We start from the raw sequence: 21127 nt of genomic DNA on the forward strand, positions 1-21127 counted from the left end.
TCAATCGAGCGGGCTTTTTTGTTGGCTGAGATGTGGAGTTTGGCAGATATTTTGTTCATCTTAAGCCTGTTTATCAGACAACTATTTCGTAAAGTAATATCTATTTAGTCAAACGCACTGCCTGCAGAGTCCCTGATTACCCATCTCCGTCCTCATTTTCTGCCGCTTTTTACCTGCTTTCGGGCCGCTATGCCTTTCATTGATGCTCACTATTGCCTGAAACGGGCGTGACAAGGCCGGCCGGATCCATAGACTGTGTGTTTCATACACAAGGAGCTGTCTATGTTGGGGATCCACGATCTGGCGTTGTTTATCGTATCCGGCCTGCTGTTGAACATGATGCCGGGGCCGGATTCCCTGCTCATCATGCTGCGCAGCGGCTCCCAGGGCTGGCGGGCCGGCTCGGTGGCGGCGTTGGGGATAGGGACGGGGACCATGGTGCACGTGTTGGCGGCGGCGCTGGGACTGTCGGCCCTGCTGAGTGCCTCGGCCGAGCTGTTCACCGTCATCAAGTTGATAGGGGCGCTCTATCTGGTTTACCTGGGGATTTCACTGCTGAGACAGGGAGCAAGCCCTGCTGCTTCTACCGAGCCCTCTGTGACGCTGCCTGCGCTCTCCTACGGGCGTATCTACCGGCAGGGACTGTTAACCAATGTGCTCAACCCCAAGGTGGCGCTGTTCTTCCTCGCCTTCGTACCGCAGTTCATCGATCCGGCGGCGCCACAGAAGGCGCTGGCCTTCATCGTGCTGGGCTGCATCTTCAACCTCAACGGCATGATCTGGTGCCACCTGTTGGCCTTCTCCGCCGCCTATGCGAGCCGCAAGGTGCGGCTGCCCGCGCGAGTGGGTCTCTGGCTCAACCGTTTGATGGGAGGCCTGTTTGTCGGCCTTGGCCTTAAGCTGGCGACGGAATGATGTTCGGCCATTGCAAAAGCCGGCCATAGAAAAAGGCGTATCCCATCGCTGGGATACGCCTTCGTCTGCACTGCAGCAGGGTGACCGAAATCAGTTCATGCCGTAGCGTTTGAGCTTTTTACGCAGGGTACCACGGTTGATGCCCATCATCACGGCGGCGCGAGTCTGGTTACCACGGGTGTACTGCATGATCACGTCCAGCATGGGAGCTTCGACTTCGGAGAGAACCATATCGTACAGATCAATCACTTCCTGACCGTTCAACTGGGCCAGGTAGTTACGCAAGGCCTGTTGCACAGAGTCACGCAGGGGGCGCTGGGTCGGCTCGGCAGCGTGATTGTGAGTAGTTGTTACCAATGCATCAGAAGTCAGGGTTTGTTCGAACATATTCGGTCGGCTCTTTAGTTATGCGAGTTATGCGTTAACCTAATCCATCGAAATACACTTCAAGTGCTTCCAGCTGTGCATCTGCACAATCCAGAGCATTGAAATGTTTACGGAATTCTCGGCCCGTCTCTTCTTCATCCAGATACCAGCCCACGTGTTTACGGGCAATGCGCGCTCCCAGATATGCACCGTAAAACTGGTGCAGGTTGGTAACATGCTCGTTCATCAGGGTGCGAACCTCTTCCCTGTCGGGAGGCGGCAGCTTGGTGCCCGTCTCAAGAAAATGACGGATTTCCCGGAAAATCCAGGGTCGTCCTTGCGCAGCACGGCCGATCATCACGGCGTCGACGCCGGTATAGTCGAGGACATACCGGGCCTTCTCCGGGCTGTCTATGTCGCCATTGGCGACCACAGGAATCGATACGGCCTGCTTAATCGCCCTGATAGTGTCGTACTCCGCGTTCCCCTTGTAGAGGCAGGCACGGGTACGACCATGCACGGCAAGGGCCGCGATACCGCAATCTTCGGCGATTCGGGCGATCTCCTCGCCATTGCGGTTATCCGGATCCCATCCTGTGCGTATCTTCAAGGTGACAGGCACCTCCACTGCATTCACCACGGCCTGGCAGATGGTTCTGACCAGCTCGGGTTGACGCAGCAGGGCGGAGCCCGCCAACTTCTTATTCACTTTTTTTGCAGGACAACCCATGTTGATGTCGACGATCTGAGCGCCCTGCTCCACGTTGTAGCGGGCGGCAAACGCCATCATCTCCGGGTCGGCTCCGGCAATCTGGACCGATCGCAATCCGCTTTCGGCAGAATGGCCCATTCTCATCCTGGTTTTCTGGGTATCCCAGACATCCGGGTTGGCCAGCAGCATCTCGGAAACGGCCATGCCTGCTCCCAAACGTAAACAAAGTTCACGAAATGGTCGGTCTGTTACACCGGCCATGGGGGCCACGATCAAGGGAGTTTCAAGCGTGTGGGGACCTATCTGCATTCCACGGTTACCATCGGCTTAGGGCGGCGTATATTACGCATTTTTTAGTCAGGAGAAAAGGTTAGTATTTGAGCGTCAGCCAATTTTTTCTGAAAAAAACGTCGCGCCAAGGCTTGCAAATTCAGGAGTGCTTGAAAATCAGACATATTGTCTGAGACCATGATCGGGGCCAAATGAGTGAGGGACTCGGTGATTTGTCAGTCTCCCTCCGCCGCGGGTTTACGTTATGATAGCGAGCCAGAATCGAGCAAAGGCTCCACACAATTTTATTACAAACAGAATTTGGGGATGTATGACGTCAAGCTTCATCAAATCACTCTGTCCGTGTCTGTTGGGGGCCATGCTGGGCTCGGCCCAGGCGCAGACGGTGAGCTTCACCGAGGCCTGGAGCCGGGTCATCCAGCAGGATGATGGCTTGGCGGCGGAGCAGGCCGGGGTAGAGCGGGCAGAGCAGCTTCGCGAGGCAGCCAAGGCCATGTACCTGCCCAAGGTGGATCTGGGGGCCAGCTACACCCACCTCGATCAGCCGATGGAGCTGGACATGCTGGATCTCAACCCCATCGCCAACCACCCGGAGTTTGGCAAGGTGCTGGGGCCCGTCATGCAGGCGCTCAACCTCAGCCCCAGCGACTTCGTCACCCCCCTGACCAAGCAGAACGTGGTCACCAGCTCGGTCAAGATGCTGTGGCCGCTGTTCGTCGGCGGCCGCATCGATGCGGCGCAGGATATCCGTCAGGCTCAGGTGAGCGAGGCGCAACAGCTGCTGGTGCTCAAGCAGCAAGCTACCTTCGAGAGCCTCTCCCAGACCTATTTCGGCGTGGTGCTGGCGGCCCAGGTGGTGCAGACCAAGCAGGAGATCGAGCAGGGGTTGGCCCAGCACCTGGATCATGCCCAGAAGCTGGAGGCCCAGGGCCAGATCGCCAAGGTCGAGCGACTCTCCGCCCAATCGGCCTATGACAGGGCACGCATCGATACCCAGAAGGCGCGGCGCAGCCTGGAAATCGCCCAGCTGGCCCTCGGCCACCTGCTCAAGCTCAAGCAGGCCGAACCCAATACCCGGCTGTTCATCAATGAGGGGATGCCGCAACTCGATCCCTTCGTGCAGGAGACCCTGGCGGTGCACCCCGGCCTCAAGCTGCTGGCGGCCAAGAAGGAACAGGCTCAGGGCATGATCAAGCTGGAGAAGGGCAAATACGCCCCCGAGCTGTTCCTGTTTGGTAACTACAACCTCTATGAAGACGACTCCATCGTCTCCAAGACCACGCCAGACTGGTTGGTCGGGGTGGGCGTCAGCATGCCGCTGGTGAGCCGTGACGGTCGTTCTGAGACGGTGCAGGCCGCGAAAAGCGCCGAGCTGCAGGTCAATCTGCTGCAGGCCAAGACCCGCCAGGATCTGGAGCTGCTGGTCGAGAAGACCTGGCGCGAGGCGGCCCAGGGGCTGGAGGAGTATCAATCCCTCTCCTCCACCCAGGCGCTGGCCGAGGAGAACGTGCGACTGCGGGACAAGGCGTTCGGGCAGGGGCTCTCCACCTCGCTGGATGTGGTGGATGCGCGCAACCAGCTGGCGGGGGTCAAGACCCAGCGCGCCGCCGCCGCCTACCAATACGTGATCTCGCTGGCCCGCCTGTTGGCGCTCTCCGGTCAGATGAACAGCTTCAATCAATATCAGCACGGTCAGGCGATAGAGGTGAACTCATGATCGCGGCCCTGTCTGTCCCTCTTTCCATGTCTGTTTCGACCGCCAAGGGTCGCCCGTTTGTCGAGGTGAATGCATGAGTCATCCCCCCATCAAGAAGAAGATGAGCCAGGGCAAGCCACTGTTGTTGCCACTGGCACTGATCGTGCTGGTCATCTGGCTGGGCTGGCGTTTCTGGCTCGCCTACCAGCCTGAGCCGGTACGGCTGCAGGGCCAGATCGAGGCGCAGCAGTATTCGGTCTCCTCCAAGGTGGCGGGGCGGATCGACGAGGTGTTGGTGAAGAAGGGCGATCAGTTGGCTCAGGGCCAGCTGGCATTCACCCTCGCCAGCCCCGAGATCGAGGCCAAGCTGAGTCAGGCCAAGGCTGGCCAGGCGGCGGCCGGCGCCCTGGCGCAAGAGGCGGAGAAGGGGGCGCGGGCCCAGCAGATCGCGGCGGCCAAGGATCAGTGGCAACAGGCCAAGACGGCGGCCCTGCTCCACGGCAAGACCTATGAGCGCATCGCCAACCTGCACCGGGAGGGGGTGATGCCGCTGCAAAAGCGCGATGAGGCCTGGACCGCCTGGCAGGCGGCCAAGTACAGCGAAGGCATGGCCTGGCAGCAGTACCAGATGACATTGGAAGGGGCGCGGGAAGAGACCAAGATTGCGGCCCGCGAACAGGCCAAGATGGCGGCAGGGGGGGTGGCCGAGGTGGAGGCCTATCTGGCCGATACTCGCATCGTTACCCCCCATGCCGGTGAAGTCGCCCAGGTGCTGCTGCGCAGTGGCGAGCTGGCACCGCAGGGCTTCCCCGTGGTGACCCTGCTCGACATGGAAGATGCCTGGGCCCAGTTCCACGTGCGGGAAGACTTGCTGCCCCGCTTCCCGGTCGGCACTGAGTTCGACGCCCGCATTCCCGGTCTGGGGGATCAGCTGGTGCGCTTCAAGGTTACCCACGTGGCGGTGATGGGGGACTTCGCCACTTGGCGTGCCACCGACAGCCGGCAGGGTTTTGATATGAAGAGCTTCCAGGTGGAGGCGCGCCCCTTGCAGCCGGTGGAAGGCTTGCGGGTTGGCATGAGCGTGCTGGTCGAACTCTGATGGGACGTGAATGGCGGCTGCTGTGGCAGGATCCCTTCAGTCGGGCGCTGGTGAGCTGGGTCCCCCTGTTGCTGATAGGGCTGCTGTGCTGGGTCTTCTCGGCCGGGTTGGCGCGGGACCTCAAGGTCGGCCTGGTGGATCTGGACAGGAGCGCGCTCTCCCGTCAGTTGGCGTTTTCTCTCGATGGCTCGAGCGGACTCAAGCTGAGCAATCAGTTTGATGCCATCGACGAGGGGACCCGCGCCCTGCGCGGTGGCGATATCTATGCCCTGGTGGTGATCCCCGCCCATCTGGAGCGGGATGCCCGGGAGGGAACCCAACCCAAAATCACCGTCTTCAACAGCGGCCAGTTCATCCTGATCGCCAAGCTGGTCAACTCGGCCCTGGCTCAGGTGGTCGGCACCCTCAACGGTCAGGTGGGTGTGCTGGCGGCCATGGCGGACGGCAAGGCGCTGCCCGGCGCCCTGGGGCAGTCGGTGCCCATCGCCAACCAGGTGACGGCGCTCTACAACATCAATTCCAGCTATGCCCAGTTCCTGCTGAGCGCCCTGCTGCCCGCGGTCTGGCAGATCCTGGTGGTGCTCTACGGTCTCAATGCGCTGGCCCGTACAGACCGACTCGGACTGGACTGGACGACCAGAGGGGTCTGGTTCGGCCTCTGGCGCACGCTGATGCCGCATGTGCTCATCGGCTGGGCTTGGGGGTTGGCGTGGAGCCTGCTGCTATTTAAAGCGCTTGGCTACCCCATGCAGGGGAGCTGGCTGATATTGACCCTGGGTCTGGGGCTGGCCTCTGCCGCCTGCGTCAGCATGGGGGCCTTCTTCTACGCCGTCATCCGGGATCCGGCCCGCGCCCTGTCGCTGGCGGGGGCCTATACGGCGCCGGGCTTCGCCTTCATGGGGGTGACCTTCCCGGTCAGTGCCATGGGGGACTTCGCCCAGTTCTGGCGCAGCCTGCTGCCCATCTCTCACTACGTCGAGCTGCAGATAGGGCAGACCAACTACGGCCTGCCGCTCGGTGCGACGCTGCCCCAGTTCGGGGCCTTGCTGCTGTTTCTGCTGCCTCTGCTGGTGGTGATGCGCCGCTATCAACCCCAGGCGCATGCGGCCCGCCAGTTGGCTGACAAGGAGCCGGAGATATGATGGGTTTCTGGGATCTGGTGCGGCTGGAGCTGCGTACCCTGCTGGCGGACAGGGCCATCATGCTGACCCTGTTTGGCGGCGTCTTCTTCTACTCCTTCCTCTACCCCCAGCCCTATCTGCACCAGTTGCCGAGGGAAGAGGCGGTGGTGGTGGTCAACGACGACAGCAGTCAGCTCTCCCGTCAGCTGGAGTTCATGGCCGATGCGACCTCACAGGTGGCACTGGTGGCGCGGGTTGGCAGCCTGGAGGAGGCCCGTCAGTGGCTGCTGACCGGCAAGGCGAGCGGCATCTTGCACATTCCCCGCCACTTCTACCGGGATCTGATGCTGGGCAGGAGCGTGACCCTGAGCTATGCCGGGGATGCCTCCTACTTCCTGGTGTATGGCACCATCGCCGAGGGGTTGGCCCAGGCGGGCGGCACCCTGGCCGCTCAGATCAAGGTGGCGAGGCTGCTCAGCCAGGGTGAGGCGCTGCCCCAGGCGGCCCTGGGCTGGAGCGCGGTGGGGCTCAACGTGCTGCCGGTGTTCAACTCCAGCATGGGCTATGTGAACTACGTGGTGCCGGCGGTGTTCGTGCTGATCCTGCATCAGGTGTTGCTGATGGGGGCCGGCATCCTGGGGGCGACCCAGAATCAGCGCAGCCTGCGTGGCGAGCAGGGCTACTGGCAGAAGGTGCCGGTGCTGGCCCTGTTGCTGGCGCGCACCCTGGTGCTGGGGGGGCTCTTCGTGCTGCCCGTGACCTACTTCTTCGGCTTCTGCTTCGACCATTACGGCATAGCGCGCAGCGCCGCGCCGGCCGAGTTGTGGCTGTTCACCCTGCCGTTCCTGCTGGCGACCACCTGGCTTGGCATAGTGCTGGGGGCGCTCTTTACCCGCCGCGACTTGCCCACCCAGGTGGTGTTGGTCTCATCCCTGCCGCTGGTGTTCCTTGCCGGTTTTATCTGGCCCCTTGAGCTGATACCGGCCCCCCTTAACTGGCTGGGCCAGTGGGTGCCGAGCACTCCGGCCATCGAGGGCTTCCTGCGTCTGAACCAGATGGGTGCCGACTTTGCTCAAGTGTCCCGCTACTGGTGGCAACTGTGGGGATTGGCGCTGCTCAATGGCGGGCTCGCCTGCTGGCTGCTGGGATGGCGTCAACGGCAGCGGTTGGCAACCGAGATGAAAACGGTCAGCTGAGGCTGACCGTTTATTTCGGAACTAGGCGAGGCTGGCTCAGCTGCGCTGCAGGCCGGGCTCGCCGATGGCGTAGATCTGACCGAGGGCCTGCTCGTTGGTGAGCAGTTGCAAACCCTGGATGGCCACGTCCTGGCGATGCACCAGGCCGTGTACCTCTTTCCCCTGACTCAATACCGCTCGGCCGGTGGCTTCGCCATCTTGCAAGCCGGCCGGCCGCAATATGGTCCAACTCAGCCGGCTCGTCTGCAGCCAGCTCTCCGCCAGGCTCTTCAAGCGCACCTCGTGACCGAAGGCTTCCCGTGCCCGCTCGGGCAGATATTGCCAGCTGTCGCCGCAGCCGAGGGAGGTGACCAGCAGCAGGCGCTTGAGCCCGGCCTGCTCCATGGCGTCTATCACCTGACGGTTGCCCTGATAATCCACCGGCTGGGCTTGGCGAAAGCTCCCCAAGGTGGAAACTACCTGGGCTTCGCTGCCCGCCAGCAGGCAAGCCTGCGCGACAGCGGCCCCGTCCAGGGCATCCCCCTGAACGACCTCGACCCCCAAAGTGTGCAGCTCGGCAGCCATCTCGGCGTTGCGGACCAGGGCCACGACCCTGTGGCCCTGACGCAGGGCCTGATCGGTGAAGGCGCGGCCCAGCCCGCGGCTGGCTCCGAAGATGAGAATGGTCGGCATGAGAGAATCCCCTTGAACAAAAGGGCTAGCCTAGGGCTTGGATGACTCGATGTAAATGAGAGTTGTTTTTATCTGTGAAGGGGAAGCAGAAAAGCAACGGGCCAACGTCAATGACGCTGGCCCGGGGGATCAGCCGTTGTAGTGGCCGATACTGGGGCGACGGCTGGGGCCGCTTAAGTGGATATCCACCGGGTTGAACGCCTTGATCGCCTCGAAGCTGAAGTCGCCTATGGCCTGATGCAGGCTCTGGGGACTGTGGTTGCTGATGATGATGACGCTCTTGGATAGGTTGCGACGACGGCGCAGCAGGTGGCCGAGGAAGCTGGACTGGCTCTCCGCCATCTTGGCGCGGTTGGCCGCGACTTCGTCGATGATCAGCAGATCCACCTCTTCCAGGGCGCGGCGGTACTGATTGCGCTCCTCCTGATCCTGGATCACGTTGAAGAACAGCCGATCGACGATGGAGGCCCACTGCTGGAAGATCACCGATTTCTGGTGAAGGGCGATCAGCTCGTGGGCCACGGCGCCCGCCAGGGTCGACTTGCCGGTGCCATAGTCGCCATAAATGAGCATGCAGCCGCCACCACTCTTCTCCCAGTGCTCGAAGCCGCTGATAAAGTAACGGGCGGTTTCGATAGGGTATTGCAGCACAGGGTCGGTGGCATCCATCTTGTCGAACACCCAGTCCGGATTGAGGTCGGCCTGGGCGATCAGCTTCTGGATCCGCTCCTGACGGGCCGCCTTCTGCAGCTCGCGCACCTCGGCGTTGGCCTTGGCATCGTACTCCTTGCGCAGGGTCTCGTAGTCGTACTGGCCACCGCCGGTCTGGGCTTGCAAACGGCGAATGCGTTCGAGCAAGCCGCCCACATGCTGGCTCAGCTCGGGATCGTGGATACGGTGGTCTTGTTTGGCTTTGGCGATCTTGCGGCGCTTGGCCTCGATCTCCTCCAGCTCCTGGCGCAGTGGATCGTGCGGGTCTGTCATGGAATGCTCCTTCTGCTGGGGCCTGGATGGCAAGGGCCTGATGGTGCTGCTAATAGTGCCTGCTGCGAAGCGTGGGGATCAATCATTATCCGGCCCCTGAGCGAGGCGCTTGGCCTCTTCGATCATCTCCTGCGCCCGCTTGCTCGGCCCAGATTCGGCGGGAGCAGGGGTGACCTGCTGGTAACCCGTCACGACAGTGGGCTGGCGACGGGCGTAGCGGCGACTCTTGAGGGTGCGGATAAACCTGAGCATCCACTGATGCTGGGAGTCGAACACCTCGGGGCGGCCCAACCAGTAGGCGATGAACTCCCCGAGATCCTCTTCGTTGTAGCTGGCATCGATCACCCCGCACAGGCGGGCGAGGGCGGGCAGTTCCTCATCCGGTCGCCACTGCAGGTGCATCTGGAATGGCCGCTCCGGCAGCGGACTGCGCACTCGCTGGCTCAGCAACGGCAACTGGAACGGGCATTGATGGTAGTGCTCACTCTCGGGCAGCGCCTCCACCTGCAACAATTCTGCTTCCATCAGCTCATCGAGCAGCTCGGTCAGCTGTCGGGCATTGACCTGATAGCAGAAGCCGCTGGGATCGCCCGGATCCACCACCGCCAAGGACCGCCCCAGCTCGGGATAGTTGAGCCTGGCCTGTCGATTTTCCAGCACCAATCTGCGCAACTGCAGGGTATAGAGGCTGCGTGCCGGGTGGGACAATCTGGGATGGGCGAGGGCGCTGTATTCGGCTGGAGTCATGGTGTTCTTCAGGATCTGGAATGGGGGCATTATCCCTCATGGCGGGGTTGCATACAATTCACGGCGCACACACAAACCAAAGCGGCGGTGCGGGGACTCATCACGAGCCGGATAGGCCCGTTCGAGGGAAGAACGTCACGGATTGATCAGAAAATCTCGATAAAATAATCCGCCCATTTCAAATGGTTGGAAGGTGTCATGGCCATTTCAAACGGATGCGCGGCAATCTGGGGTGGCGAGATTGACCCCACATGATCTAGGCTTAATGCTCAACTAACACACTGACTAATAAGAGCTTTGTCAAGATGTCAAAAGCCGGACTACGGATCCTGGTGGTGGAGGATGAAGCAGTTTTTCGCCACTCGCTGGTCACTTATCTCGAGCACGATGGGGCCTGTGTCTTTCAGGCCGAAGATGGCATTGAAGGGCTCTCCGCCGCCGCGCTCTATCACCCCGATGTCGTGTTATGCGATCTGAACATGCCGAACATGGATGGGCATGAGGTGATCGCCTGCCTCGCCGCCCGTTACCCCGAGGTACCCGTCATCGTCATCTCTGGCCAGGACAAGATGGCCGCGATCGAGCGGGCGCTGCGGGCCGGAGCCAGGGACTTTTTCATCAAGCCGGTGTCCGATTACAGCCAGATCCGGCGCAGCATCGATCTGTGTCTGGCGGGAAATGTGCATCAGACCCAGCAGCTGGAGCTGATGGATCACATGGATTTCTTTCGGGCGCACGACAAAGCCTCCAGCCGCCTGCTGGCCTGGTTGAGACCGCCCGGCTTGCAGGAATGGGGGCCCTGGCAAGTGACCTTCGCCGGTATGGGCAACCTGTTTACCCCCGACACCTTCAAGCTGGGGGACAAGCTGCTGGTGCTAGTGATGGAGCTCCCCATTCTCGGCATGGATGCCGCCTTCTGTGGCGCTCTGGTGCGATCCCTGATGAATGGGCCCTACCGCCAGTATCAACAGCAGGAGAGCCTGCTGCTGACCCAGCCCCATCGCCTGCTCGACTATCTCAACCTGCAACTCATCGAATCGGGTCTGCGTCATTCGTTCGCCATGGCGGCGCTGCTGTTCGATCAGGAGGATGGCCTGGTGTTCGCCAATGCGGGCCTCACCTCGCCACGCTGGTTGATGCGCTCGGGCGGCTTGCCGCTGGGATTGATGCGCAGCAGCCGTTATACCTTGCACAAGCGCAGCTGGCACGAGCCGTTCGAGCTGCAGTTTCGCAGCGACAGTGGCAGCGCGCTGAAGATGCAGGTTCGCCATCACTGAATAGATGAGCATAAAGAAACAGGGCGCCCACTGGGCGCCCTGTTTGCTTTTCACAATCCGGACCGATTAGACGGCGGCAGACTGCAGTGTTTTGTCTTGCTCGTCGGATTCTTTGGCCGGGCCTTCGGCACCGTGCATCCAGTAGACCAGACGATTGGCCATGGTCAGCAGGATCAGGGCACTGATCACGGCGGCGATGGCGATACCACCGAAGATGGCGATGGCACCGGACTCACCGACGAAGGAACCCACGAAACCGGCGATGTAGTTGGCCAGGGCGACGAAGCCGAACCAGGCACCCATCATCAGGGAGGCCAGACGCAGCGGAGCCAGCTTGGTCACCATGGAGAGGCCGATCGGGGAGAGGCAAAGCTCGCCCAGGGTGTGGAACAGGTAGGCGCCGACCAGCCAGAACATGGAGGTCTTGACGGCCTGATCACCACCTTGCTCCAGCACGGCACCGATCATGAACATGAAGCCGATGGCCAGGAACAGCAGACCCATGGCGAATTTCACCGGTGAGTTGGGTTCTTTGCTACCGAGCTTGATCCAGATGGCGGCCACAATCGGGGCGAGGGTGATGATGAAGAAGGGGTTCAGGGACTGGAACCAGGCGGTCGGCACTTCGAAGCTGCCGATCATGCGGTCGGTATATTCCTGTGCATACAGGTTCATCAGGCCGCCGGCCTGCTCGAAGCCAGCCCAGAAGATGATGGTGAACAGACCCAGCACCAGGATGACCTTGATGCGATCCACTTCTTGCTTGGTCAGCGGTGCCTTCTGCTCCTTGGAGCGTTGTGCGGCGGCGCGCTGAGCGGCCGGCACGCGGCCGATATCACCCAGGAAGCGTTGCGCCATGGTGGCTTGCACCACCAGGGAGAGCAGCATGCCGATACCGGCGCTGACGAAGGCAGCCTGCCAGCCGTAGGCAGTGGCGGCGGCACCGCAGATCACGCCTGCCAGCAGGGAGCCCAGGTTGATGCCCATGTAGAAGATGGTGAAGGCCCCGTCACGGCGGTGATCGCCGGTCTCATAGAGATCACCCACCATGGTGGAGATGTTTGGTTTGAACAGGCCGTTACCCAGGATCAGCAGACAGAGGCCTGCATAGAAGAGGCTGTTGACCATGTCCGGGAACATGGAGTGGGGCAGGGCCAGGGTGAACTGACCCGCGGCCATGAAGATGGCGCCAATCAGGATCGCACGGCGTTGGCCGAGGAAGGTGTCCGCCAGCCAGCCACCGATGATCGGGGTGATGTAGACCAGGCCGGTGTAGATGCCGTACAGCTTGAGTGCATCGGCTTGGGTCCAGCCCATGCCGCCGTTGGCGGTCATGTCGGTCAGATAGAGTACGAGGACGGCGCGCATGCCGTAGTAGGAGAATCTCTCCCACAGTTCGGTACTAAAGAGCAAAAAAAGCCCTTTAGGGTGACCTAAAAAGGTCCCTTTGGACGGGTTATTCATGGAACTTCCACCTGTGTCTTGTATTTTTTTAGGAATTTTATGCAAGGGCTAGAAACAAGCCATATTCCTTATAAAACATGATGGATCGAATTACAATGAGAGGTTTTGACGATATTTTATCTATCAACGGTTGAATTTTTGTTTATAAAATGAAAAAGGGCATCGAATGATGCCCAGTTTTTTATTCTGTCTATTACGCGAATATTCAGCTATTACAACTGTTTGACAAACTGCTTCAGCCAGGCGGTGAATTCGCCGTCCAGTTCCCGGTGGCGTACGGCGTATTCCACGTTCGCCTTCATATATCCGAGCTTGCTGCCGCAGTCGTGGCTGCGACCCTTCATGAAGTAGGCGTTGACCGGCTCGTGTTCCATCAGCATGGCGATGGCATCGGTCAGCTGGATTTCGTCCCCGGCACCGGCCGGGGTCTTCTCCAGCAGGGGCCAGATGTTGGCGGAGAGTACGTAGCGGCCGACCACGGCGAGATTGGAAGGAGCCTCGTCACGGGGCGGTTTCTCGACGATCGCCTGCATCGGCAGGGACATGCCGGCGCTCAGCGCCTCGCCCTTGATATCGGCGATCCCGTACTTGTCCACTTCGCTCTCGGGCACGGCTTCCACCATGATTTGGCTGATCTGCTGTTCTTCGAATAGATGCACCATCTCGGCCAGGTTGTCCTGCTTGAGATCGCTGGCGACCTCGTCGATCAGCACGTCCGGCAGCAGCACGGCGAAGGGGTGATCCCCGATCAGCGGGCGGGCACAGAGCACCGCATGACCCAGCCCTTTTGCCTCGCCCTGGCGCACGTGCATGATGGTGACGTCTTTCGGGCAGATGTGTTGCACCTCTTCCAGCAGCTGGCGCTTGACCCGTTTCTCCAGGGTCGCCTCCAGCTCGAAGCTCTTGTCGAAGTGGTTCTCGATGGAGTTCTTACTGGAGTGGGTCACCAGGATGATCTCCTTGATGCCGGCGGCGATAGCCTCGCGCACCACATACTGGATCAGCGGTTTGTCGACCACCGGCAGCATCTCTTTCGGGATGGCCTTGGTGGCGGGCAGCATACGGGTACCCAAACCGGCGACGGGAAGAACGGCCTTGCGAACAACGAGCGGGGTCTTTTTCATGGAAATGAGTCCGAAGATACGAAGTGGGCTCATGATACCCGAAGAAAAATAGGGCAGCCACAGGCTGCCCTCAGGATGACAGAGCTTCAAACCAGTTACTTGACGATAATCATGTCCCGATTGGCATCCAGGGTGGCGGGTCCGATGCCGCTCACATCGGCCAGCTGATCCACCGAGGTAAACTTGCCCTGCTTCTCCCGATAGTCGACGATGGCCTGGGCCTTTTTCTCGCCAATGCCTTTGAGCGCCGTGAGTTCAACGGCGCTGGCAGTGTTGAGGTTGATCTTGCCGACTTCCTTGGCGCTGGTGACAGTCGCGGCTGGCGTGGCTGCCGGCTTGTCGGCGGCGAACACAGGCTGGCTCAGCAGGGGCAGGCAGCCCAGCAGCAAAGCGGCGAACAGAGTCTTTTTGTTCATGGTTTCACGTCCTTGTGTGGTGCCGAATGGCTATAAAAAGCTAGTCGAGCTGCGCCACTTTTTGTCTGTCAGTTCTGACACTGCATAAGACCGAGTAAACGGCTATAACTGCCTCTGTTCAGACGGAGGTACACTGGCTAACCATTTGAGCGAGATATCTTTTCCATGTACTTACCCGCCATTTCAGAGCTGGAGCCCATCGCCCGCGCCGCCGGTGAGGCCATCATGGCCATCTATAGCCAACCCTTCGCGGTGGAGTACAAGCAGGATGAGAGCCCGCTCACCGCGGCCGATCAGGGGGCGCACGAGGTGATTGTGCAGGCTCTGGCCAGCCTGACCCCCGATATCCCCGTGCTGTCGGAGGAGTCGGATGCCGGGATCATGCAGGCCCGGCTCGGCTGGTCCCGCTACTGGCTGGTGGATCCCCTGGATGGCACCAAGGAGTTTGTCTCCCGCAACGGGGAGTTCACGGTGAACATCGCGCTGATCGAAGAGGGCAGGCCGCTCTGGGGGCTGGTCTATGCCCCTGTACTGGACAAGCTCTGGTATGGTGGAGCCGGACTGGGGGCCTGGCGGGTTGACGAGAGCGGCGCTGCCGCGATCCAGACCCGGCCTCATGCAGAGGGTCAGACCTGGAAGGTGGTGGGTAGCCGCAACCATCTCTCCCAGGCGACCCTGGATTATCTGGCCCGCTTTGGTGACATGGATCGGGGTGAGATAGCGCTGGTCTCCATGGGCAGCTCCCTCAAGTTCTGCATCATCGCCGAGGGGGGCGCCGAGCTCTATCCTCGCCTGGCCCCGACCTGTGAGTGGGATACCGCCGCCGCCCAAGCGGTGCTGGAAGGGGCGGGTGGCGCCGTTACCCAACTTGACGGTGAGCCGCTTCGCTACAACAAGCCGGATATCCTCAATCCCTGGTTTGTGGCGCGGGCCTGAGGCTATCGCTGTCAGTCCCTGTGACGCAGACACGAAAAGGCCGGACAGTGTCCGGCCTTTTGCATTCCAATGGTCAGGGGTTTAACCCTTAGCCTCAGAACACCTTCTTGTAGGGCTTGATGGTGACGCGGGCATAGACGCCGGCCACCACGTAAGGGTCGGCATCGGCCCAAGCCTTGGCTTCGGCCTGGCTGCCGAACTCGGCGATGACGGTGCTGCCGGTGAAGCCCGCATCGGCGGGATCCTCGGCGTCGATGGCCGGGTTGGGGCCGGCGGTCAGCAGTCGTCCCTCATCCTGCAAGGCTTGCAGGCGGGCGAGGTGGGCAGGGCGCGCCAGTTTGCGCTGAGGCAGACTGCCTGCCACGTCTTCGGAGTAGATCAGATACCACATGGAACAGTCCTTTTCATGTTGCGGTTATTTTTCTTGCCCGGTTTTTTGCTCGGCGGGCAGGTGGCGATAGAGGTAGACGCCGCTGAGCAGGGTGAACACCAGCGTCATACCCAGCAGGCCGAACACCTTGAAGTTGACCCACATCTCCTGTGACAGGTTGAAGGCCACATAGAGGTTGAGCAGGCCACAGAGGGCAAAGAACGCGACCCAGCCCAGATTGACATGATCCCAAATGCGATCCGGCGCCTGCAGCTCCTTGGCCAGCATCTGCTTGATAAGGTTCTTGCCAAAGCCGTAGCGGCTGATGAGCAGGGCGAGGGCGAACAGCACGTTGATCACGGTGACCTTCCACTTGATGAAGGTGTCGTCGTGGAAGAAGACGGTGAGGCCGCCGAAGAAGCCGACCAGCAAGAAGGTGAACAGCTGCATCTTCTCCACCTTGCGATAGCGGATCCAGCTGTAGGCGAGCTGCAGGCCGGTGACCACCACCAGGGCGCCGGTGGCGGTGTAGATGTCGTAAAACTTGTAGACCGCGAAGAAGACGATCAGGGGAATAAATTCAATAAACTGCTTCATGCTGGGCTCATCAACCTCAAAATTTGACTCAGTGTACCTGCCCGTTAGGCAACGGCAAATGAATAAGACCCGTCGGCGTGCCGTCGGTTCCCGTTATTTTCCCGCCACCCCTTGAGCGTTTGTCGGCTCAAACAGCCCCTGGGCGATGGTCTCGCCGAGGCGCACCTGATCCGCCAGCAGCTCGCGGATGTGGCGCTCCTCGATCAGCGGATTGAGCAACACGGCGCGCAGCAGGGTGAGCGGTTGCGCGCCGTAGCGCCCCACCGCCCGCTGGGTGCGTGAAACGAAGCTGTGCCCCTCGGCGCGCTGCGCCTTCTGCAGCGCCACGTTGAACTGATTGATCTGCTCGTTGGCTTCTTCATCCAGCGCCTTGCCCTGCAGGTGAGGCGGAATGCAGCGGTAGGAGAGCAGGTTCATCACCGGCGTCGACATCAGTTCGAAGGCCGGGCTCTCCTCGATCAGGCTGGCCATCAGCCGCGCCCTGTCGTAATTGGCCTCGATAAGCTCGGCATAGCCCTGCTGGCCCAGCAGCTGGAAGGCGGCATCCAGATAGAGCGCGTTGGCCGGGCGTGTTCCCTCCAGGGTGAAGCGGCCCTGATCGAAGGAGCTGGCGCGAATGGCGTAGGGGGCCTCCCGTTTGACGGCCATCATCAGATCCGGTTGGCGGCAGAGCAACATGCCGGTACCGAGCGGCACCAGCAACTGCTTGTGGCCATCCAGGGTTACCGTATCGGCCAGCTCAATCCCGGCCAGCAAGCTCTGATAGCGGGGAGAATACAGCGTCGGGCCACCCCAGGCCGCATCCACGTGCAGATGGATCTGCTCGCGCCTGGCGATGGCGGCGAGTTCGGGCAAGGGATCGATGGAGCCAAAGTCCGTGCTGCCGGCGACCCCGATCAGTGCCAGCACCTTGAGCTTCTGCGCCTTGCACTGGATTAGCGCGGCCTCCAGCGCCGGGATGCTGAGCCGGTTGTCGGCGTCGGTATCGAGCCGCCATACGCTGCCAGCGCCGAGCCCCAGCAGATCCATGCCCTTGTCGAAGGAGTAGTGCATCAGCCGTGAGCCCAGCACCACGGCGCCGCGATAGCCCTGCTCATAGAGCGCGAACAGGTTGTCGCCACAGGCCCGGTTGCGAGCCAGCCAGAGGGCGGTGACGTTGGCGATGGTGCCACCGCTGGTCATGACGCCGAGGGCCGCGTCCTTGGCGTGCATCTGTGCCTGATAGAAGTCGTCGCCCTCGCGATAGATGAGGCGGTGCAGCTTGGCCAGCACCTCCCGCTCCAGGAAGCTGAGCAGACGGGAGGACTCCATCTTCATCGGATTCTGGTTGAGCATCACCAAGAGACGCGACAACTCGGCGGTGAAGGCCGGCAGTGGCGCCGTCATGTGCCCCATGTAGCGTGGGGAAGTGAGATGGGAGGCGCCGGGGACTAGGGTGGCGAGCCGAGCGAGATACTCTGTCGTACTGATGCCGGTGGCGGGCATGCGGGATTGATCGAGCTGATGAACGAAGTGATCGCGCTGGTAGGGAGCCTGGCTGTCATCGGAGTGATGAAAGGTCTCCAGCAGGGCGGTCATGGCCTGGCCGAAGGCAGGATCCGGTTGTGTAAAGAGTTCAGTCAGCTTCATCAGGTTCTCCAGACCAGCGTGTCGGGCAGAAAATAGCGGGCAAAAAAGGTGCCGCCAGACATGGCCATCAGCACGGGCGGCTGGTGGCGTCGGCCGCAGAGCATACACCAAAGGCCCCTGGGGAACAGCCATCTCCTGGCGCTCTGGCGCCCGGGGTGGTCGCCTCAATATTTTTGAGCTAACACTTGTAGCCTGAAATGAGGGCCGTTAGAGTGAGCCAGAGTTTGGGCAGGGAGTATGCGATGAGTGATGTGACGGGATATTCCCCGAAAGAGGAGTGGGCCAACCGCCTCAGCCATGGGCTGGGGCTGTTGCTCGGGATAGTGGGTCTGATCCTGCTGCTGCACAAGGGCTGGAACGAGGGGCCACAGGTGCTGCTGAGCTACGGCCTCTATGGCGCTAGCCTGGTCCTGCTCTATCTCGCCTCGACGCTGTATCACAGCATGGGATCGGGGACGGCCAGACGCTGGTGCAAGGTGTTCGATCACTGCGCCATCTACCTGCTGATCGCGGGCACCTATACCCCCTTCCTGCTGGTGGCGCTCGACACGCCGCTGGCGCAGGGGTTGATGGTGGTAATCTGGGCGCTGGCGCTGGTGGGGGTGGTGTTCAAGCTGCTGTTTATCAATCGTTTCAAGCGGTTGTCCCTGTTCACCTACTTGATGCTGGGCTGGCTGTCGCTGGTGGTGGTCTATCAGCTTTACCTGCATCTGGCAGGGGAGGGATTGCTGCTGCTGGGGATAGGTGGCCTCATCTACAGCCTGGGGGTGATCTTCTATGTGGCGAAACGGATCCCCTATAACCACGCCATCTGGCATCTGTTCGTGCTGGGGGGCAGTCTGTGCCACTTCGTGGCTATCTATGGCTACATCTAACCCTTAGTTGGTATTTTTGTGCCCGCGAAAGGCTGAATTCGTGCGGCACCCCACAGTTGCCCCTTTCGTTTGCTGACAAGCTAGGTGCAGTTCAGCTTGGAAAGGATGCACACAATGAGTGAGATCGCGCTTTCCATCAGCATGTTGTCGCTGGTGGCGGTGCTGGGACTCTGGCTGGGGAACTGGCGGGTCTATGGCGTTGGGTTGGGGATTGGCGGGGTGCTGTTCGGCGGCATCATAGTGGGCCACTTCGCGGGTCTGTCCGGTTTGCAGTTGAATGAGCAAACCCTTCACTTTATTCAAGAATTTGGTCTGATCCTGTTCGTCTATACCATAGGCATCCAGGTCGGCCCCGGCTTCTTCTCCTCCCTGCGCAGCTCGGGTCTCAAGCTCAATGGCTTCGCCGCCCTGCTGGTGCTGCTCGGCTGCGTGGTGGCGGCGGCCTTGCATCAGCTGTTCGACGTACCGCTGCCGGTGATCCTCGGGGTCTTCTCCGGCGCCGTGACCAATACTCCCTCCCTCGGGGCTGGCCAGCAGATCCTGGCCGAACTCGGGGCCGATCCGGGCACCACCGGCCTGATGGGGATGGGCTATGCGGTGGCCTATCCGTTCGGGATCTGTGGCATCCTGCTCACCATGTGGCTCATTCGACTGTTCTTTCGCATCAAGATCGAGGAAGAAGCGGCCGAGTTCGAGCAACAGGCGGGCAAAACCAAGGAGAGCCTGCAGACCATCAACATCGCTGTGCGCAACCCCAACATGCATGGCCTGATGCTCGGCGAGATCCCGAGCCTGGACGAGGCCGACGTCATCTGCTCCCGGCTCAAACGCGGCGACGAGCTGATGGTGCCGCGACCGGATTCGCGCATCGAGCTCGGCGATCTGCTGCACCTGGTCGGCGAACGGCACGCCCTGCACAAGGTGCTGCTGGTGCTGGGGGAGGAGGTGGATACCTCCCTCTCCACCCGGGGCACGGATCTGCGGGTCGAGCGGGTGGTGGTTACCAACGAGCAGGTGCTCGGCAAGCGGATCCGCGATCTCGACATCAAGCAGAAATACGACGTAGTCATCTCCCGTCTCAACCGGGCCGGCATCGAGCTGGTGCCGACCAGTCAGACCAGCCTGCAGTTTGGCGACATCCTCAACCTGGTGGGACGACTCGAAGCCATCGAGGCCGTGACCAGCGTGGTGGGCAACGTGCAGCAGAAGCTGCAGCAGGTACAGATGCTGCCGGTCTTCATCGGCATCGGCCTGGGTGTGCTGCTGGGCTCCATCCCCTTCTACCTGCCGGGCTTCCCGGCAGCGCTGAAACTGGGGCTGGCGGGAGGGCCGCTGGTGGTCGCGCTGATCCTGTCGCGCATCGGCAGCATCGGCAAGCTCTACTGGTTCATGCCGCCGAGTGCCAACCTGGCGCTGCGGGAGATAGGCATAGTACTGTTCCTCGCCGTGGTGGGGTTCAAGTCCGGTGCTGGTTTCATCGACACCCTGATCAACGGCGATGGCCCGGCCTGGATGATGTACGGCATGGCGATCACCCTGATCCCGCTGCTGGTGGTCGGGGTGCTGGCGCGCCATTATGGCAAGCTCAACTACCTCACTCTCTGTGGTCTGCTGGCGGGCTCCATGACGGATCCTCCCGCCCTGGCGTTTGCCAACGGCATGCACCCTACCAGCGGGGCCAGTGCCCTCTCTTACGCGACCGTTTATCCGCTGGTGATGTTCCTGCGGATCATCTCCCCTCAACTGCTGGCCATCCTGCTCTGGGCCGGCGCCTGAGCTAGCGCAACACGGGAGCCCACCGGGGCTCCCGTGTTCAAACTGTCATAATCGATATTATTGATTTAACTAATCTTATTACCCTTCACCCACCCTTCGTTTTCAACCCATAACCCGGCTTCATATTGGTCTGTTCATTCGATTTTTCTCACTGGTTTCTGGTCAATATAACGGGCACATTAGAGGCTGGAGATACATGCCCATTGATATTTCAGGAGAAACCATGAGCAGCCATAACATCGTATTGGATCAGGATGTCGTCGTTACCCAATTGCAAGGCAAAATCTATCTGGTTGCCGCTGACGGGAGCCAAACACTTCTGACCGAAGGCGATGTGCTGCCCAAGGATGCGGTGGTGTTCAGCCCTGAGGGAGCCAGCTTCCAGGGCGGGAATACGACCTTCACCCTGAGCCCGAGCAAGGAGCCGGTGGCGGAGGATGCCCCTCTGTTGGCGCAGAATGTGCCGGCAGGGACCCCTGATGATATTGCAGCCTTGCAGAAGGCCATCCTGGACGGGGCTGACCCGACCAAAACCTTTGAAGCGTCGGCGGCTGGCGGGGCACCCGCTGCTGGCAATATCGGTGGCGTCGCTGGCGCCAGCGGCAATGGCGGTTTTGTCACCATCGACAGAACCGGCGATGCAACCATCTCCACCGCCGGCTTCGACACCGCCACCCCGGCCAATCTCGCGCCGATCATCGAAGCGCGAGATGGAGAGGATGGGCTCACTGACTTCAACGTCCCCGTCATCGCCGGCGATGACCGCGGTGCGGTGGTGGAAGATACGAGCAAGCCGACCCTGACCGACAGCGGCGTGCTGACCGTGGATGACGCGGACGCGGGCCAATCGGTGTTCCGGGCCGG

21 protein-coding genes are annotated in these 21127 nt (G+C 61.0%); 10 read left to right on the plus strand and 11 right to left on the minus strand.

Annotation, left to right across the window (positions count from 1 at the left end; genetic code table 11):
- Positions 1–282: 282 nt before the first annotated feature.
- The gene (locus BN1124_RS09920; protein WP_042641472.1) at positions 283–915 is read left to right on the plus strand and encodes a LysE family translocator; all 633 of its coding nucleotides are present in this window, start codon (positions 283–285) and stop codon (positions 913–915) included.
- Positions 916–1005: 90 nt separating this feature from the next.
- Here BN1124_RS09920 and fis read toward each other — a convergent pair whose 3' ends face one another.
- Positions 1006–1302, minus strand: a complete 297-nt coding sequence (gene fis / locus BN1124_RS09925) for a DNA-binding transcriptional regulator Fis (protein WP_005309538.1) — start codon at positions 1300–1302, stop codon at positions 1006–1008.
- Between the two features lie 34 nt (positions 1303–1336).
- The gene (gene dusB, locus BN1124_RS09930) at positions 1337–2302 is read right to left on the minus strand and encodes a tRNA dihydrouridine synthase DusB (protein ID WP_042641480.1); all 966 of its coding nucleotides are present in this window, start codon (positions 2300–2302) and stop codon (positions 1337–1339) included.
- Between the two features lie 292 nt (positions 2303–2594).
- On the opposite strand from dusB, the gene BN1124_RS09935 reads away from it, so the two are divergent.
- The 4 genes from BN1124_RS09935 (at position 2595) to BN1124_RS09950 (ending at position 7396) form a co-directional block, all read left to right on the plus strand.
- Positions 2595–4001: a TolC family protein gene (locus BN1124_RS09935; RefSeq protein WP_042641482.1), complete on the plus strand. Its 1407-nt coding sequence runs from the start codon at positions 2595–2597 to the stop codon at positions 3999–4001.
- 73 nt (positions 4002–4074) lie between these two features.
- Positions 4075–5079, plus strand: coding sequence for an HlyD family secretion protein (locus tag BN1124_RS09940; RefSeq protein ID WP_042641484.1), 1005 nt, complete (start codon positions 4075–4077; stop codon positions 5077–5079).
- A complete protein-coding gene (locus BN1124_RS09945; RefSeq protein ID WP_042641486.1) occupies positions 5079–6221 on the plus strand; it encodes an ABC transporter permease in 1143 nt (380 codons plus the stop codon). The genes BN1124_RS09940 and BN1124_RS09945 overlap by 1 nt, the downstream gene beginning before the upstream one ends.
- Positions 6218–7396, plus strand: a complete 1179-nt coding sequence (locus BN1124_RS09950; RefSeq protein ID WP_042641488.1) for an ABC transporter permease — start codon at positions 6218–6220, stop codon at positions 7394–7396. Before BN1124_RS09945 ends, BN1124_RS09950 begins: the two co-directional genes overlap by 4 nt.
- A 36-nt stretch (positions 7397–7432) precedes the next feature.
- Here BN1124_RS09950 and BN1124_RS09955 read toward each other — a convergent pair whose 3' ends face one another.
- The 3 genes from BN1124_RS09955 to BN1124_RS09965 form a co-directional block, all read right to left on the minus strand.
- Positions 7433–8068 (minus strand): SDR family oxidoreductase, encoded by a 636-nt coding sequence (locus BN1124_RS09955; RefSeq protein ID WP_042641489.1) that lies wholly within the window; start codon positions 8066–8068, stop codon positions 7433–7435.
- A gap of 129 nt (positions 8069–8197) precedes the next feature.
- Complete coding sequence (locus tag BN1124_RS09960; RefSeq protein WP_042641492.1) at positions 8198–9052, minus strand: DnaA ATPase domain-containing protein; 855 nt, start codon at positions 9050–9052, stop codon at positions 8198–8200.
- Between the two features lie 78 nt (positions 9053–9130).
- Positions 9131–9799, minus strand: a complete 669-nt coding sequence (locus BN1124_RS09965) for a DnaT-like ssDNA-binding domain-containing protein (protein ID WP_042641513.1) — start codon at positions 9797–9799, stop codon at positions 9131–9133.
- Between the two features lie 305 nt (positions 9800–10104).
- Here BN1124_RS09965 and BN1124_RS09970 point away from each other — a divergent pair, with 305 nt between their 5' ends.
- The gene (locus BN1124_RS09970) at positions 10105–11076 is read left to right on the plus strand and encodes a response regulator (protein ID WP_042641494.1); all 972 of its coding nucleotides are present in this window, start codon (positions 10105–10107) and stop codon (positions 11074–11076) included.
- Positions 11077–11142: 66 nt separating this feature from the next.
- Here the strand turns inward: BN1124_RS09970 and BN1124_RS09975 are convergent, their stop codons facing one another.
- The 3 genes from BN1124_RS09975 to BN1124_RS09985 form a co-directional block, all read right to left on the minus strand.
- Positions 11143–12540, minus strand: a complete 1398-nt coding sequence (locus tag BN1124_RS09975) for a peptide MFS transporter (protein WP_042641496.1) — start codon at positions 12538–12540, stop codon at positions 11143–11145.
- A 212-nt stretch (positions 12541–12752) separates the two neighbouring features.
- Positions 12753–13664 carry a UTP--glucose-1-phosphate uridylyltransferase GalU gene (gene galU, locus BN1124_RS09980; RefSeq protein WP_042641498.1) on the minus strand — a complete coding sequence of 304 codons (912 nt, stop codon included), beginning with the start codon at positions 13662–13664 and terminating at the stop codon, positions 12753–12755.
- A 95-nt stretch (positions 13665–13759) separates the two neighbouring features.
- Positions 13760–14080, minus strand: coding sequence for a ComEA family DNA-binding protein (locus BN1124_RS09985; RefSeq protein WP_042641500.1), 321 nt, complete (start codon positions 14078–14080; stop codon positions 13760–13762).
- A 165-nt stretch (positions 14081–14245) separates the two neighbouring features.
- On the opposite strand from BN1124_RS09985, the gene cysQ reads away from it, so the two are divergent.
- Positions 14246–15016: a 3'(2'),5'-bisphosphate nucleotidase CysQ gene (cysQ, locus tag BN1124_RS09990; protein ID WP_042641502.1), complete on the plus strand. Its 771-nt coding sequence runs from the start codon at positions 14246–14248 to the stop codon at positions 15014–15016.
- Between the two features lie 94 nt (positions 15017–15110).
- On the opposite strand, the gene BN1124_RS09995 is transcribed toward cysQ, so the two are convergent.
- The 3 genes from BN1124_RS09995 to BN1124_RS10005 form a co-directional block, all read right to left on the minus strand.
- Positions 15111–15407: a YciI family protein gene (locus tag BN1124_RS09995; protein ID WP_042641504.1), complete on the minus strand. Its 297-nt coding sequence runs from the start codon at positions 15405–15407 to the stop codon at positions 15111–15113.
- 24 nt (positions 15408–15431) lie between these two features.
- Positions 15432–15983 (minus strand): septation protein A, encoded by a 552-nt coding sequence (locus BN1124_RS10000; RefSeq protein ID WP_042641505.1) that lies wholly within the window; start codon positions 15981–15983, stop codon positions 15432–15434.
- Between the two features lie 93 nt (positions 15984–16076).
- A complete protein-coding gene (locus tag BN1124_RS10005) occupies positions 16077–17612 on the minus strand; it encodes an aminotransferase class V-fold PLP-dependent enzyme (RefSeq protein ID WP_042641507.1) in 1536 nt (511 codons plus the stop codon).
- Positions 17613–17854: 242 nt separating this feature from the next.
- Between BN1124_RS10005 and trhA the strand changes: the two genes are divergently transcribed.
- The 3 genes from trhA to BN1124_RS10020 all read left to right on the plus strand — a co-directional run.
- Positions 17855–18487, plus strand: a complete 633-nt coding sequence (trhA, locus tag BN1124_RS10010) for a PAQR family membrane homeostasis protein TrhA (RefSeq protein WP_042641510.1) — start codon at positions 17855–17857, stop codon at positions 18485–18487.
- Positions 18488–18601: 114 nt separating this feature from the next.
- On the plus strand, positions 18602–20263 hold the full coding sequence (locus BN1124_RS10015; protein WP_042641512.1) for a putative transporter: 1662 nt from the start codon (positions 18602–18604) through the stop codon (positions 20261–20263).
- 196 nt (positions 20264–20459) lie between these two features.
- A partial coding sequence (locus BN1124_RS10020) for a retention module-containing protein (RefSeq protein WP_231553625.1) occupies positions 20460–21127 on the plus strand: 668 nt, incomplete at its 3' end.

This window comes from Aeromonas eucrenophila (assembly GCF_000819865.1).
GTDB classification, from domain to species: domain Bacteria; phylum Pseudomonadota; class Gammaproteobacteria; order Enterobacterales; family Aeromonadaceae; genus Aeromonas; species Aeromonas eucrenophila.